We start from the raw sequence: 13,995 nt of genomic DNA, 5'->3' as shown, positions 1-13,995 counted from the left end.
TTGGTAAAAATTGGACGTGATTATAGCTGATTCATTATGACATTCGGCGATCGTACTCATCAAAGTAGTTGATTATTCCCGTGGCGATAGCCGACGCGATTTTTTGACGAAACGCGCTGGTGCCCAATAGCTGCTCTTCCCGTGGGTTGGTGATAAACGAGGTTTCCACCAGTACCGAGGGAATCGACGGGGATTTTAATACGGCAAAAGCGGCCTGTTCCGTGTGCTGACTGTGAAGGTGGTGCACCGGACGGATCTGATCCAGCACATGTTTACCCAGCGTCAGGCTGTTCTTAATGGTATCCGTTTGCACCAGGTCAAAGAGGATCTGCTGCAGATAGTGATCCTGCGCTTCCACCTTTGCGCCACCGACCTTGTCGGCATCGTTCTCTCTGTTTGACAGATAGCGCGCCATGCTACTGCTGGCACCGCGGTTGGACAGGGCGAAGACTGAGGCGCCGTTGGCATCGGGGCTGGTGTAGCCATCGGCATGGATGGACATAAACAGATTCGCGCCATGCTGATGGGCAATTTCCACGCGCTGATAAAGCGGAATAAAGTGATCGCTGTCGCGCGTCAGCCGCACCTCAATGCGCGGATGGGACTGCAGTTCACGGCGCACGTTATTGGCAATTTCCAGGACGATATGTTTCTCTTCCGCGCCTTCTTCGCCTACCGCACCCGAATCAATCCCGCCGTGCCCCGGATCGATCATCACAATGCGTTTACCGTTACTGGTGGGTGGCTTGGGTGAGGAGTGACGAGAAGAGAGCGAAGCCTGCTGTTCTTTCGCCTGAACGGCGCGCGGGGACAAAACAGCCAGCGCCAGTCCTGACAGCAGAAGCTGGCGGCGGTGAATCAAACGTTTAAGCAAATGCATGTGCAGGTCCATAAGCAACAATCATGCAAAGTGTTATAGCGTAACGTTAGCGCCAGGGCGATCTTTCAAGCATTTCAGGTTATTACTTTGTATTTCAGCCCACTAACAGCCAAATCCCTTTTTTTTAACGTTGCCGCCAGTGGGGAGGGTTGCGCCCGACGAAGAAAGCGTGATAATCAGCAAATTGTGGTAAATAGCAGGAAAAGAAGATGGAAATCCGCACCTTCCGCCAGGAAGACTTTGAAGAAGTAATCACGCTCTGGGAACGCTGTGATTTGTTACGCCCGTGGAACGATCCGGAACTGGATATCGAACGTAAAATGCATCACGACGCCGATCTTTTTCTGGTGGCTGAAGTGGGCGGTGAAGTTGTCGGAACGGTCATGGGCGGCTACGACGGGCATCGCGGGGCGGCCTACTATCTGGCCGTGCATCCTGATTATCAGGGGCGTGGTTTTGCCAATGCCTTGATGAACCGGCTTGAAAAAAAACTCATTGCGCGCGGCTGCCCAAAAATCCATTTGATGGTACGTGAAGAAAACGATCAGGTCGTCGCCTTCTATGAAAAACTCGACTATGAAACGGTCGATGTGGTGTTGCTGGGTAAACGTTTAATCGAAGATCGTGAATATTAATTCCGTCTGGCCGCCTGAAGAGTACGACGATAAAGGTCAGCTGCGTCTGCCGTTTCTTTTTTGGCTGATTCTGCTGCTGCAGTCGCGTACCTGGCTGTTGCTGATCATGGCTGGCGCCTCACGCCAGCAGGGAAACGATCTTCTGGCGCTCTTTTATCCCGATCGCCAGGCCTTCTGGGTAGGGCTGGCGCTTGGCTTACCGGCGCTGGCGGGCCTGCTGCTGACCGGCTATCGTTCGCGTTTGCCCCGAGTGTGGCGCAGCTGGCGTCAGGTGTTGATGCTTTCCGTAGCAATTAACCTGATTTGGCAAGGCGCACAGCTGTATCTGGCGGACTTCCTCAGTTCACCGCTTCCCCTGTTACTGACGCTATTCGATCTGCTCGCGCTGCTCTGGTTATTCAGCAGCGTTCGGCTTCGCGCCTGCTTTTTACCCCAACCGCATGCTGAATAAACTTTTTGCCGCTTTGCGACTCCAATCAGTTCTGCCTTAATGTTCTTTTATTAACAGGAGTTTTCATGAAAGCTGTTCGTTACACGTTACTGACTGTGGCCATGCTGGTCAGTGGGTGTGCCAGTTCCTCCGGTACTGATGCTAACAGCAGCCAGCAGGTAAGCTGGTGGAATCCACTGAGCTATCACTGGTCTGCCGCGCTGCCGTGGAACTGGTTTGGTTCCTCGCTTACGGCCACAGAGCAGGGCGTGGGCGGCATCAATGGCTCAACGACCATGACCGAAGCCGCCATAAAAGAGGGGTTGAAAGGCAAGTACGATCTGCGTCAGGGCATGCGCGGCCATAACGGCCAGGTGGTGTCGTTCTGGCAGGCTATGGATGACGGCAAAGTGATGCTGGTGATTTATGGTCAGACGCAGGTCGATCGCATTGAGGTGCTGGACAGCCGTATCGCCAGCGCCGATGGCAGCAAAATCGGTGACGCGTTCAGCGCCAAATTCGACAAAGCCTTCAACAACTGCGTGCTGGCGAGCGGACTGGACACCCGTGACGTGGAGTGCCGCGCGCCCAACAGTCAGCATCTTCGCTATGTCTACAGCGGAACCTGGCACGGGCCAGAAGGGTTGATGCCGTCGGATGACACACTCAAGAGCTGGACGCTCAGCAAAATTGTCTGGCAGCGCTAAGTCTTTTTTCACACCGCTCAACCGCAGGGCATAACCGGCCCTGCGCGTCCAATTCTGTTTTTCGTCTGTCTTTTCCCGCCGCCTTATGCCTTTTTCGACTTTGAAATCAGCAAACGATATATAAAACCGTTACGGGTTTACGCTGAGTTATAAATAAACTGCTGTATCTGCAGATGAGATCTGCATCAAATTTCCTCAGGGTGAACCATGACCTTACCAGCGATGAAAAAAATCGTGAGCGGACTCGCACTGTCGCTGAGTCTGGCCGGTGCCGCAAACGCGACCGAGCTGTTGAACAGCTCTTACGATGTCGCACGTGAATTGTTTGTCGCCCTGAATGCGCCTTTTGTCAGCCAGTGGGATGCCAGCCATCCTGACGACAAGCTGACCATTAAGATGTCCCATGCCGGGTCATCCAAACAGGCGCTGGCGATCCTGCAAGGCCTGCGTGCCGATGTGGTGACCTATAACCAGGTCACCGATGTGCAGGTGCTGCACGATAAAGGCAAACTGATCCCTGCCGACTGGCAAACCCGCCTGCCGAATAACAGTTCGCCGTTTTACTCCACCATGGCGTTCCTGGTGCGCAAGGGAAACCCAAAGCAGATTCACGACTGGTCCGATTTAACCCGTGACGATGTGAAGCTGATTTTTCCTAATCCCAAAACCTCCGGCAACGGACGTTATACCTATCTTGCTGCCTGGGGCGCCGCCAGCAACGCTGACGGGGGCGATCAGGCTAAAACCCGCGCTTTTATGACAAAATTTCTGAAAAATGTTGAAGTCTTCGATACCGGTGGCCGAGGTGCTACGACCACCTTTGCTGAACGCGGTCTGGGCGATGTGTTGATCAGTTTTGAGTCTGAAGTGAATAACATCCGCAACCAGTACGGCAAAGACGACTACGAAGTCGTGGTGCCTAAAACCGATATTCTCGCGGAGTTTCCCGTTGCCTGGGTAGATAAAAACGTCGAGCAGAATAAAACAGCCGATGCAGCGAAAGCCTATCTGACCTGGCTGTATTCTCCTGCGGCGCAGAAAATTATTACGGATTTCTATTACCGCGTGAACAATCCGCAGTTAATGGCGCAGCAAAAAGCCCGTTTTCCTGCCACGAACCTGTTTCGTGTTGAAGACATTTTTGGCGGCTGGGATAACGTGATGAAAACCCATTTCGCCAGCGGTGGCGAGCTAGACCAGTTATTAGCGGCGGGGCGGTGATCATGTTTGCAGCCAGCCAAAAACGCGTCCTGCCCGGTTTCGGTCTCAGCCTGGGCACCAGCCTGCTCTTTACCTGTCTGGTGCTGCTGCTGCCAATCAGCGCACTGATTATGCAGCTGTCGCAGATGACGTTGCAGCAATACTGGGACGTGGTCACCAATCCGCAGCTCATCGCAGCCTATAAGGTCACGCTGCTGTCGGCCGGTGTGGCCTCACTGTTTAATGCCGTATTCGGCATGTTAATGGCGTGGATCTTAACGCGTTACCGTTTTCCGGGCCGCACGCTGCTCGATGGTCTGATGGATCTGCCGTTTGCGCTGCCGACCGCGGTTGCTGGCCTGACGCTGGCCGGTCTGTTTTCCGTGAACGGCTGGTATGGACAGTGGTTCGCGCATTTTGATATCAAGATCTCCTATACCTGGATCGGTATCGCGCTCGCGATGGCCTTCACCAGTATTCCGTTTGTGGTGCGTACCGTGCAGCCGGTGCTGGAAGAGCTGGGGCCTGAATATGAGGAAGCGGCTCAAACGCTGGGCGCCACGCCCTGGCAGAGCTTCCGCCGGGTCGTTCTGCCTGAAGTGGCACCGGCCTTACTCGCGGGCACCGCGCTGTCGTTTACCCGCAGCCTGGGCGAGTTTGGTGCGGTAATCTTTATTGCCGGCAACATCGCCTGGAAAACCGAAGTGACCTCGCTGATGATCTTCGTGCGCCTGCAGGAGTTTGACTATCCGGCAGCCAGCGCCATTGCCTCGGTCATTCTGGCGGCATCGCTGCTGTTACTTTTCGCTATCAACACCTTACAAAGCCGCTTTGGTCGTCGTCTGGGAGGCCATTAATGGCAGAGATTTCGCAACTCAATCATGCCGACCGCCAGCCTGTTAACTGGGCCAAGTGGCTGCTTATTGGTATCGGTGCGCTGATATCCTTGCTGCTGCTGGTCGTGCCGATGGTGTCCATCTTCTGGGAGGCCCTGCATAAAGGACTGGGCGTCACCTTAAGCAATCTGACCGACAGCGACATGCTCCATGCCATATGGCTCACGGTGCTGGTCGCATTGATTACCGTGCCGGTGAATTTAGTGTTCGGCACGCTGCTGGCCTGGCTGGTGACACGCTTTACCTTTCCGGGACGTCAGCTGCTTTTGACGCTGTTCGATATTCCCTTTGCGGTATCGCCTGTCGTGGCGGGCCTGATGTATCTCCTGTTCTGGGGCATTAACGGCCCGGCGGGCGGCTGGCTGGATGCCCATAATATTCAGGTGATGTTCTCCTGGCCTGGCATGGTGCTGGTCACCGTCTTCGTTACCTGTCCGTTTGTGGTGCGCGAACTGGTGCCGGTGATGCTGAGCCAGGGCAGTCATGAAGATGAAGCCGCGGTGCTGTTAGGTGCCTCGGGCTGGCAGATGTTCCGTCGCGTGACGCTGCCGAATATTCGCTGGGCCATGCTGTATGGCGTCGTGCTGACCAACGCCCGCGCGATTGGTGAGTTTGGCGCGGTTTCCGTGGTTTCGGGTTCTATTCGCGGTGAAACCTACACCTTACCGCTTCAGGTTGAATTACTGCATCAGGATTACAACACGGTGGGCGCCTTTACTGCCGCAGCCTTACTGACCGTGATGGCAATCGTGACGCTGTTTCTGAAAAGCATTGTGCAATGGCGTTTAGAGCAACAGCACAAACGCCTGCAACTGGAGGACAATCATGAGCATTGAGATTAACCAGATCAACAAATCCTTTGGTCGCACAGCGGTGCTGAACGATATCTCACTGGATATTCCGTCTGGCCAGATGGTGGCCTTACTGGGGCCGTCCGGTTCCGGTAAAACCACGCTGCTGCGCATCATTGCTGGACTGGAACATCAGAACAGCGGTCAGATTCGTTTTCACGACCACGATGTCAGCCGCCTGCACGCCCGCGATCGCCAGGTCGGATTTGTCTTCCAGCACTATGCGCTGTTCCGTCATATGACGGTCTTCGACAATATTGCCTTTGGCCTGACCGTGCTGCCGCGCCGTGAGCGTCCGTCCAGTGCGGAAATTAAAAAACGCGTCACGCGCCTGCTGGAGATGGTGCAGCTTTCCCATCTGGCGAACCGTTTCCCGGCCCAGCTTTCGGGAGGGCAGAAGCAGCGCGTCGCGCTGGCAAGAGCCCTGGCCGTGGAACCGCAAATCCTGTTGCTGGATGAGCCCTTTGGTGCGCTGGACGCTCAGGTGCGTAAAGAGCTGCGCCGTTGGTTACGTCAGCTGCACGAAGAATTGAAGTTCACCAGCGTGTTCGTCACCCACGATCAGGAAGAGGCGATGGAAGTGGCCGATCGCGTGGTGGTGATGAGCCAGGGCAGCATCGAACAGGTGGGGACGCCGGATGAAGTCTGGCGCGATCCCGCCACGCGCTTCGTGCTGGAATTCCTGGGTGAGGTTAACCGCTTCGACGGTGAAGTGCATGGTTCTCAGTTCCATGTCGGGGCGCACCACTGGCCGTTAGGCTATACCTCTGCACATCAGGGCGCGGTCGATCTGTTCCTGCGCCCGTGGGAAATCGACGTTTCGCGCAGAAGTAGCCTGGAAACGCCGCTGCCCGTTCAGGTCTTAGAAGTGAGTCCTCGTGGTCACTTCTGGCAGCTGGTGGTGCAGCCAACGGGATGGCAGAGCGAGCCCTTCTCGCTGGTCTTTGACGGTGAACAGACCGCGCCGTTGCGCGGCGAGCGCCTGTTCGTGGGGCTGCAGCAGGCCAGACTGTACCAGGGCGCGACACCGTTACGGGCGGTTGCCTTTGCACACAGCGCCTGATATTTTCTTTTTTCACGCAGGGCGGGACAGTGTCCCGCCTTTTTAATGACCTGAATACCGCGATAACCCGGGCTGTGGCCTGGATCAGGGCGGAGAGGGTTTTGCCAGGAAATGCATCGTGACCACTCTGGAAGACACCATCGGCAATACGCCGCTCATCAGATTACAGCGCCTGGCGCCTGACAACGGCAGTGAAGTCTGGCTTAAGCTGGAAGGCAATAACCCTGCCGGTTCAGTGAAAGATCGGGCCGCCTGGTCGATGATCCACCAGGCCGAGTTGCGCGGCGACATTACGCCGGGCGACCAGTTGATCGAAGCCACCAGTGGCAATACCGGCATTGCGCTGGCGATGATTGCCGCGTTGAAGGGGTATCGGCTGCGGCTGCTGATGCCCGACAACATGAGTCAGGAGCGGCAGGATGCGATGCGCGCCTACGGCGCAGAACTGGTGCTGATTAGCCGCGAGCAGGGGATGGAAGGCGCACGCGATCGGGCTCAGGAGATGGCGGCACGGGGCGAAGGAAGGGTACTGGACCAGTTCAATAACCCGGATAACCCGCTCGGCCATTACCAAACCACCGGGCCTGAGCTGTGGCAGCAGTCGAAACAGCGAATGACCCACTTTGTTTCCAGCATGGGTACCACGGGAACCATTACTGGCGTAGGCCGGTTTTTAAAGGATCACCAGACCGGCGTTAAAGTGATTGGCCTGCAGCCTACCGAAGGCAGCAGCATTCCCGGCATCCGCCGCTGGCCCCAGGCTTACATGCCGGGCATTTATCGCCCTGAGTTGGTGGATGACATCATTGATATGGGACAGCAGGAAGCCGAAGAAACCATGCGCGCGTTAGCGCGACGTGAAGGCATCTTCTGCGGCGTCAGTTCCGGCGGTTCGGTTGCTGGCGCACTGCGCATCGCCCGGGCGAATCCGGGGAGCGTGGTGGTGGCTATCGTCTGCGACCGGGGCGATCGCTATCTCTCAACCGGAATTTATCAGTAGCGTCCTCCTCAATACCGATGCGTTAAAAAAGGCGTGTGTTGCCCACCAGGGCGCATAAGCCTTTTTTATTTACCGGTGTTGGCACTATGCTTAGTCGCATCTGTAAGGATCGCGTAAAACCGGCTGCGCATTACGTTGGCTCGGTTCAAAATAGCGCCAGTTACGCATGAGAGATAACAATGAAAATCTTGCTGGTAGATGACGACGTAGAGTTAGGCACCATGTTAAGCCAATACCTGATAACAGAAGGTTTTGACGCTCAGCTGGTGTTAACCGGCAGTGCCGGGGTTCAGGGAGCGCTGTCGGGGGAGTTTAGCGCCATGATACTGGACATTATGTTGCCCGATATGAGCGGCACCGACGTGCTGCGCCAGGTACGTCAGCAAAGCCGCCTGCCGGTAATTATGCTGACCGCCAAAGGCGATAATATTGATCGGGTCATCGGGCTGGAAATGGGCGCGGATGACTATATGCCCAAACCCTGTTATCCCCGTGAACTGGTTGCGCGTTTGCGCGCGGTCCTGCGCCGGGTTGAGGAGCTTGCACCGCAGCAGGACAAAAAAGAGATACTGCAGTGGGGCGAGCTCACCCTTAATTCTGCCAGGCGGATTACGGAGTGGAAGGGCAAAACGTTTGACCTGACCGCCTCAGAATTTAACCTGCTCGATTTGCTGCTGCGTTCACCCGACCGGGTAGTGACGAAAGACGAACTGTCAGAAAAAGGTCTGGGCCGACCGCGCGAAGCTTACGATCGCAGCGTGGATGTTCACATCAGTAATATTCGTCAGAAGCTCAGTGCGCTCACGGCGGAGAGCATTACGATTGAAACCGTTCGCAGCATTGGCTATCGCATTCGATGAGTCACAGCTATCGCGGACGCATGTTCTGGAAAATCCTGCTGGGCTTTTGGCTGGTATTTTTCATCATCAGCCAGCTTATCTGGCTGGGGTTTTCACTTTCCGGAACCCGCCACCATCCGCCTGAACTTCAGGTAACACAGCGTCTGGCGGATGTGTTAATGGCATCAGCCACGTCCGTGCTGGAACGTGAAGGGCCAGCCGCACTCAAGGTGATGACAGCAGAGTGGACGCCTGAGGAACGCCAGTTCCTGAGCATAAGTCCTGTTGATGACCTTCAGCCCGCCGTCAGCGCGCCGCCGCCGGTTTCCGATACCACTGATAAATCGTTTTTCCCCAATCGGTTGGTGCGTCAGGTAAAGGGTGCAGACGGCAACGATTATGAACTGATGTACGACCTCAGAGGAATGCGTGAGCTGAGTCGGGAAGGGCGACCACACAACTTTCTGAACATACCTGAACCCATGTTTATTTTTGCTGGCTCTGTAGGGCTGCTGTTCAGTTTGCTATTGGCCTGGAACCTGACCCGGCCAATGCGACAGCTACGCGAAGGGTTTTCGCGCGTGGCTAATGGGGATTTACGCGTCCGGCTTTATCCGGCACTGCGTAAACGCCACGATGAGCTGTCGAGCGTGGCTCAGGCATTCGATGCCATGGTAGAACGGCTGGATACGCTGGTGAAGGCGCGTGAGGCGCTGCTTCATGATATCTCTCACGAACTGCGCTCACCGCTTGCTCGCCTGCAGTTGGCCACCGGGCTGGCACGTCAAAGGCCAGAGAATGTCAGTACCTCACTGGATCGCATTGACGAAGAAGCGCAACGACTTGATAAGATGATCGGCGAGCTGTTGACTCTGGCGCGTGCAGAACACGAAAGCATGCCGGGAGAACACTATTTTGACCTTGCGGGATTGCTGGAGGCGGTGGTGACAGACTTACGTTATGAAGCGCAGATCCCCGGTGTGGATGTCGTGTATGACGTTGATGAGCGCGCCGATCATACGGTGCGTGGTAATGCGGAACTGTGCCGCCGTGGCATTGAAAACGTATTACGTAATGCCCTGCGCTTCTCGCTGCCGGGACAACGTATTCATGTGAGCCTGAAGGTGGAATCGCAGTGGCTGGCTATTCACGTACGTGACCAGGGGCCGGGTGTGGAAGAAACCAAACTTTCCAGTATCTTTGACCCGTTTGTACGCGTGAATTCTCCGCTGATGGGCAAAGGTTACGGGCTGGGGTTGGCTATCGTACGTAAAGTGGTGTTGGCGCATCATGGGGAAGTGCACGCCGTTAACCGACCGGAAGGCGGGCTGGAGCTCACGCTGCGTTTGCCGCGCTGGCAGCCGGATTAACGCGGAAAACGAACATAAAAAAACGGCACCCTCAGGTGCCGTTTTTCGTTTACTTCCTGATGCGAATCACAGGGGTTTCACCCACAATGACCTGACCAGAAAGCTTCGTCAGATCTTTGATTTCATCCATGTTGGAGATGACAACAGGCGTCAAGGTTGATTTCGCTTTCTCTTCCAGCAGCGCCAGATCGAACTCAATAACCACGTCGCCTTTTTTAACCTTCTGACCTTCTTCAGCGATACGTTTGAAGCCTTCACCTTTCAGTTCAACGGTATCAATACCGAAGTGAACAAAAAGCTCAATGCCGTTATCTGATTCGATTGAAAAGGCGTGGTTGGTTTCGAAAATCTTGCCGATAGTCCCGTCAACCGGAGCAACCATTTTGTTGCCGCTTGGTTTGATCGCAATACCGTCACCCACGATTTTTTCTGCAAACACCACATCTGGTACGTCTTCAATGTTCACGATTTCGCCTGACAGAGGCGCTACGATATCAATTGTCCCAGCGCTATCTGTTTTTTCGCCAAAAAGTTTAGAAAACAAACCCATGATCTTCTCCTAAGCAGTAATTTGGGGCCAGCATCTCGTGGATCAGCAGAGCGTTTTTTCTTTAATGAACTTGTTAACCAGGTTCATTAAGTCTTCCGCAGTAGGTTGAGCCAGTGCCTGCTCTGCCAACGCCTTCGCATCTTCGAAATGTGTATTACGAATAATTTTCTTGATGCCAGGGATAGAAATGGCACTCATGCTGAATTCGTCCAGCCCCATTCCCAGTAACAGTAGTGTAGCACGTTCGTCACCTGCCAGCTCACCACACATGCCAGTCCATTTACCTTCAGCATGAGACGCATCAATAACTTGCTTGATGAGGTTCAGCACTGACGGTGTCATTGGGTTATACAGGTGCGAAATCAAATCATTACCACGATCTACTGCGAGAGTATACTGCGTCAAATCGTTTGTCCCAATGCTAAAGAAGTCGACTTCTTTAGCCAGGTGACGGGCAATCACGGCTGAGGCAGGCGTTTCGACCATAATGCCGACTTCGATTGACTCATCAAACGCTTTGCCTTCTTCGCGTAACTGCGCTTTAAGCATGTCCAGCTCGGCTTTCAGACTGCGGACTTCTTCGACCGAAATAATCATCGGGAACATGATACGCAGCTTGCCGAACGAGGAGGCACGCAGAATGGCGCGCAGCTGAGCATGCAGGATCTCTTTACGATCCATCGCGATACGAATAGCACGCCAGCCGAGGAAGGGGTTCTCTTCTTTTGGCAGATTCATGTAAGGCAGGTCTTTATCACCGCCAATGTCCATGGTACGCACGATAACGGCCTGCGAGCCCATCGCTTCAGCAACGGCTTTGTACGCCTGGAACTGCTCTTCTTCGGTCGGCAGCGAATCGCGATCCATAAACAGGAACTCGGTGCGATACAATCCGACACCTTCAGCGCCGTTACGCTCTGCGCCGGCGATATCACGCACGGTGCCGATGTTGGCGCAGACTTCAACCTGATGACCATCCAGAGTTACCGCGGGCAGATCTTTCAGCTTAGCCAGTTCATGTTTTTCGGACAGGTACTGGTTCTGAACCGCTTTCAGCTCTTCCTGAACGGCGTCAGACGGATTGACGTGAATCGCATTGTTCACGCCATCCAGAATGATGAAGTCACCGTTTTTAATGGAGGTGGTCACGTTACCGGTGCCGACGATCGCAGGGATTTCTAACGAACGCGCCATGATAGACGTGTGCGACGTGCGACCACCCAGGTCGGTAATAAAGCCCAGCACCTTTTTCAGGTTTAGCTGTGCGGTCTCTGACGGCGTTAAATCTTTCGCCACCAGAATAGATTCGTCCTGGATTGCGCTCAGATCGACAATGTGCAGACCTAAAATATTTTGCAGCAGGCGTTTACCGATGTCGCGCACGTCCGCCGCACGCTCTTTCAGGTATTCATCATCCAGCTCTTCCAGCGCTTTAGCCTGAGCGTCAATCACGGAATTCACCGCGGCATCGGCAGTTGCGTGATCTTTTTTGATCAGGTCGGTGATTTCCTGCTCCAGCTCTTCATCTTCCAGCAACATGATGTGGCCTTCGAAGATCGCTGCTTTTTCTTCACCCAGGGATTCGCTGGCTTTGATGCGAATGGCTTCCAGCTGTTCAGCCGCTTTGCCGCGGCCCTGAAGAAAGCGCTGGATCTCCTGCTCAACCTGATCATCTGAAATCTTTTTACGGTTGATGACGATCTCGTCTTCTTTCAGCAGCAGAGCTTTGCCGAAAGCGATACCTGGTGATGCTAAAATGCCTGAAATCATAACCCTACCTTTTAATCACGATGGCTGACTGGACTCGTTGCATTGCCATAGTCGTGGGACACGTACTCTACGAAAGCAATAACGCGGACAGTTTGTCCGCGATCAAGATGTTGCACGCAATGGCGCAGAAGAGTCGTTTTAAAGCGGTGCAGAAAGGAGATTACTCCAGTTCCGCCATCAGCTTAACTAAATGCTCTACGGCTTTTTGCTCATCTTCACCTTCCGCAGAAAGGGTCACAACGGTGCCCTGGGTCAGACCCAGCGTCTGCAGCTTGAACAGGCTTTTAGCGCTGGCAGATTTACCATTGGAGGTGACAGTGATTTCTGACTGGAAGGCTTTAGCTTCTTTGACAAATTGCGCAGCAGGGCGAGTATGCAGTCCGTTTGGTGCGGTAATGGTAACTTCTTGCTGGAACATTCTATTTCCCCAACTTTTTCAGGATTAGTGTTATGGATCTAAAGTCTAGCCTGGAGCCCTAACTTTAGCCTGTGAAGGTGCGCGGGTATACATCTTACTGTCTAACAATGCGCTTGAATGAGTCTTTCATTCCCGCTGAGTGTCAAAAAGCGATTTGAGCACGTCACCGGTTAATTATGCCGTGATTTGCCCTTTCACTAAATCTGAATCTTGACTCAGCTTGATCCACTTCAAAGGAGGATTAATTTCAGGCTTCGAAATAATTGGCAGTCTAAATACCAGAGCCACGTGAGTGAAATCAATCTGCGACATGGTGAAAGTGAGATCTGGGCCACAAAAAAGCACCCATCCGGGTGCTTTTTAGGCATTTATCCGCACCCGTTTCGGGCTATTGCAGCTCTTTTTCGGTAAAGAGATCGGCAAACAGGGTAGTACTGAGATAGCGTTCGCCGGAAGAGGGGAGAATCACGACGATATTTTTATTGGCGTAAGCTTCATCTTCCTGCAGCTTCAGCGCGGCGGCAACGGCGGCGCCAGATGAAATACCGGCCAGGATGCCTTCTTCTTCCATCAGACGACGTGCAGTGGAGATGGCTTCTTCGTTGGTGATAGCCACTGCCAGGTCAATCAGCGACAGCTCCAGGTTGCCTGGAATAAAGCCAGCACCGATCCCCTGAATCTTGTGGGGGCCGGGTTTCAACTCTTCGCCCGCCATTGCCTGGGCAATGACCGGTGAGTCGGTTGGCTCAACCGCGACCGTGATCAATTCTTTTTTGCCTTTGGTGTTTTTTATGTAACGACTTACCCCGGTCAGGGTACCGCCGGTACCCACACCGGCGATGAACACGTCCACTTCGCCATCCGTATCTTCCCAGATTTCCGGGCCGGTGGTCTTTTCATGAATTTCCGGGTTAGCCGGGTTGCTGAACTGCTGCAGCAGCAGGAATTTGTCTGGATCGCTGGCAACAATCTCTTCAGCTCTTGAGATGGCACCTTTCATGCCTTTTGCGCCTTCGGTCAGCACCAGATTTGCGCCTAACGCTTTCAGCAGCTTGCGCCGCTCAACAGACATGGTATCCGGCATGGTGAGCGTCAGTTTATAGCCGCGTGCCGCCGCCACATAGGCCAGCGCGATGCCGGTGTTGCCGCTCGTCGGCTCAACCAGTTCAATGCCAGGCTTAAGAATACCGCGTTTTTCCGCGTCCCAAATCATATTGGCACCGATACGGCATTTCACACTGAAGCTCGGGTTACGGGACTCCACCTTCGCCAGGATGCGGCCGTTACCGATGCGGTTCAGTCGAACCAGCGGCGTATGACCAATTGTTAAAGAGTTGTCTTCATAAATCTTGCTCATAGCCTGTCCTTAACTGTATGAATTATTGG

General features: G+C 54.2%; 15 protein-coding genes. 10 read left to right on the top strand and 5 right to left on the bottom strand.

The window, feature by feature from the left end:
- Positions 1–34: 34 nt before the first annotated feature.
- Positions 35–880 (bottom strand): N-acetylmuramoyl-L-alanine amidase AmiA, encoded by an 846-nt coding sequence (amiA, locus tag EL29_RS12085; protein ID WP_028715444.1) that lies wholly within the window; start codon positions 878–880, stop codon positions 35–37.
- Positions 881–1,089: 209 nt separating this feature from the next.
- Between amiA and EL29_RS12080 the strand changes: the two genes are divergently transcribed.
- From EL29_RS12080 to EL29_RS12035, 10 genes are all read left to right on the top strand, one after another.
- Positions 1,090–1,515: a GNAT family acetyltransferase gene (locus tag EL29_RS12080; protein WP_006117810.1), complete on the top strand. Its 426-nt coding sequence runs from the start codon at positions 1,090–1,092 to the stop codon at positions 1,513–1,515.
- Entirely contained in the window at positions 1,505–1,966 is a 462-nt protein-coding gene (locus EL29_RS12075) for a DUF2919 family protein (protein WP_013026651.1), read from the top strand. Before EL29_RS12080 ends, EL29_RS12075 begins: the two co-directional genes overlap by 11 nt.
- A gap of 65 nt (positions 1,967–2,031) precedes the next feature.
- The gene (locus EL29_RS12070) at positions 2,032–2,652 is read left to right on the top strand and encodes an RpoE-regulated lipoprotein (RefSeq protein WP_014594254.1); all 621 of its coding nucleotides are present in this window, start codon (positions 2,032–2,034) and stop codon (positions 2,650–2,652) included.
- A 207-nt stretch (positions 2,653–2,859) separates the two neighbouring features.
- Positions 2,860–3,873 carry a sulfate ABC transporter substrate-binding protein gene (gene cysP, locus EL29_RS12065; protein ID WP_015699780.1) on the top strand — a complete coding sequence of 338 codons (1,014 nt, stop codon included), beginning with the start codon at positions 2,860–2,862 and terminating at the stop codon, positions 3,871–3,873.
- Between the two features lie 2 nt (positions 3,874–3,875).
- On the top strand, positions 3,876–4,709 hold the full coding sequence (gene cysT / locus EL29_RS12060; RefSeq protein WP_014594252.1) for a sulfate/thiosulfate ABC transporter permease CysT: 834 nt from the start codon (positions 3,876–3,878) through the stop codon (positions 4,707–4,709).
- Entirely contained in the window at positions 4,709–5,584 is an 876-nt protein-coding gene (gene cysW / locus EL29_RS12055; RefSeq protein WP_013026647.1) for a sulfate/thiosulfate ABC transporter permease CysW, read from the top strand. The genes cysT and cysW overlap by 1 nt, the downstream gene beginning before the upstream one ends.
- Positions 5,574–6,662: a sulfate/thiosulfate ABC transporter ATP-binding protein CysA gene (gene cysA / locus EL29_RS12050; RefSeq protein ID WP_013026646.1), complete on the top strand. Its 1,089-nt coding sequence runs from the start codon at positions 5,574–5,576 to the stop codon at positions 6,660–6,662. Before cysW ends, cysA begins: the two co-directional genes overlap by 11 nt.
- Before the next feature lie 118 nt (positions 6,663–6,780).
- Entirely contained in the window at positions 6,781–7,662 is an 882-nt protein-coding gene (gene cysM / locus EL29_RS12045; protein ID WP_013026645.1) for a cysteine synthase CysM, read from the top strand.
- Between the two features lie 179 nt (positions 7,663–7,841).
- A complete protein-coding gene (locus tag EL29_RS12040) occupies positions 7,842–8,522 on the top strand; it encodes a response regulator transcription factor (RefSeq protein WP_013026644.1) in 681 nt (226 codons plus the stop codon).
- A complete protein-coding gene (locus tag EL29_RS12035) occupies positions 8,519–9,871 on the top strand; it encodes an ATP-binding protein (protein ID WP_013026643.1) in 1,353 nt (450 codons plus the stop codon). Before EL29_RS12040 ends, EL29_RS12035 begins: the two co-directional genes overlap by 4 nt.
- A gap of 49 nt (positions 9,872–9,920) precedes the next feature.
- Here EL29_RS12035 and crr read toward each other — a convergent pair whose 3' ends face one another.
- From crr to cysK, 4 genes are all read right to left on the bottom strand, one after another.
- A complete protein-coding gene (gene crr / locus EL29_RS12030; RefSeq protein ID WP_013026642.1) occupies positions 9,921–10,421 on the bottom strand; it encodes a PTS glucose transporter subunit IIA in 501 nt (166 codons plus the stop codon).
- A 42-nt stretch (positions 10,422–10,463) separates the two neighbouring features.
- Entirely contained in the window at positions 10,464–12,191 is a 1,728-nt protein-coding gene (gene ptsI, locus EL29_RS12025) for a phosphoenolpyruvate-protein phosphotransferase PtsI (RefSeq protein WP_013026641.1), read from the bottom strand.
- Between the two features lie 160 nt (positions 12,192–12,351).
- Positions 12,352–12,609 carry a phosphocarrier protein Hpr gene (ptsH, locus tag EL29_RS12020; RefSeq protein WP_003848868.1) on the bottom strand — a complete coding sequence of 86 codons (258 nt, stop codon included), beginning with the start codon at positions 12,607–12,609 and terminating at the stop codon, positions 12,352–12,354.
- A gap of 388 nt (positions 12,610–12,997) precedes the next feature.
- Positions 12,998–13,966, bottom strand: coding sequence for a cysteine synthase A (gene cysK, locus EL29_RS12015; protein WP_028715443.1), 969 nt, complete (start codon positions 13,964–13,966; stop codon positions 12,998–13,000).
- Positions 13,967–13,995: the final 29 nt, after the last annotated feature.

Source organism: Pantoea ananatis LMG 2665 (genome assembly GCF_000710035.2).
In the GTDB taxonomy this organism is placed as follows: Bacteria; Pseudomonadota; Gammaproteobacteria; order Enterobacterales; family Enterobacteriaceae; genus Pantoea; species Pantoea ananatis.
The sequence above is the reverse complement of the archived record's forward strand: the minus strand, read 5'-3'. Positions and strand labels throughout refer to the sequence as shown.

What these genes read in the sequence shown, in the direction of transcription:
- amiA (WP_028715444.1), bottom strand. Translation starts at nt 880, where the DNA reads ATGCATTTGCTTAAACGTTTGATTCACCGCCGCCAGCTTCTGCTGTCA.
- EL29_RS12080 (WP_006117810.1), top strand. Translation starts at nt 1,090, where the DNA reads ATGGAAATCCGCACCTTCCGCCAGGAAGACTTTGAAGAAGTAATCACG.
- EL29_RS12070 (WP_014594254.1), top strand. Translation starts at nt 2,032, where the DNA reads ATGAAAGCTGTTCGTTACACGTTACTGACTGTGGCCATGCTGGTCAGT.
- cysP (WP_015699780.1), top strand. Translation starts at nt 2,860, where the DNA reads ATGACCTTACCAGCGATGAAAAAAATCGTGAGCGGACTCGCACTGTCG.
- cysT (WP_014594252.1), top strand. Translation starts at nt 3,876, where the DNA reads ATGTTTGCAGCCAGCCAAAAACGCGTCCTGCCCGGTTTCGGTCTCAGC.
- cysW (WP_013026647.1), top strand. Translation starts at nt 4,709, where the DNA reads ATGGCAGAGATTTCGCAACTCAATCATGCCGACCGCCAGCCTGTTAAC.
- cysA (WP_013026646.1), top strand. Translation starts at nt 5,574, where the DNA reads ATGAGCATTGAGATTAACCAGATCAACAAATCCTTTGGTCGCACAGCG.
- EL29_RS12040 (WP_013026644.1), top strand. Translation starts at nt 7,842, where the DNA reads ATGAAAATCTTGCTGGTAGATGACGACGTAGAGTTAGGCACCATGTTA.
- EL29_RS12035 (WP_013026643.1), top strand. Translation starts at nt 8,519, where the DNA reads ATGAGTCACAGCTATCGCGGACGCATGTTCTGGAAAATCCTGCTGGGC.
- crr (WP_013026642.1), bottom strand. Translation starts at nt 10,421, where the DNA reads ATGGGTTTGTTTTCTAAACTTTTTGGCGAAAAAACAGATAGCGCTGGG.
- ptsI (WP_013026641.1), bottom strand. Translation starts at nt 12,191, where the DNA reads ATGATTTCAGGCATTTTAGCATCACCAGGTATCGCTTTCGGCAAAGCT.
- ptsH (WP_003848868.1), bottom strand. Translation starts at nt 12,609, where the DNA reads ATGTTCCAGCAAGAAGTTACCATTACCGCACCAAACGGACTGCATACT.
- cysK (WP_028715443.1), bottom strand. Translation starts at nt 13,966, where the DNA reads ATGAGCAAGATTTATGAAGACAACTCTTTAACAATTGGTCATACGCCG.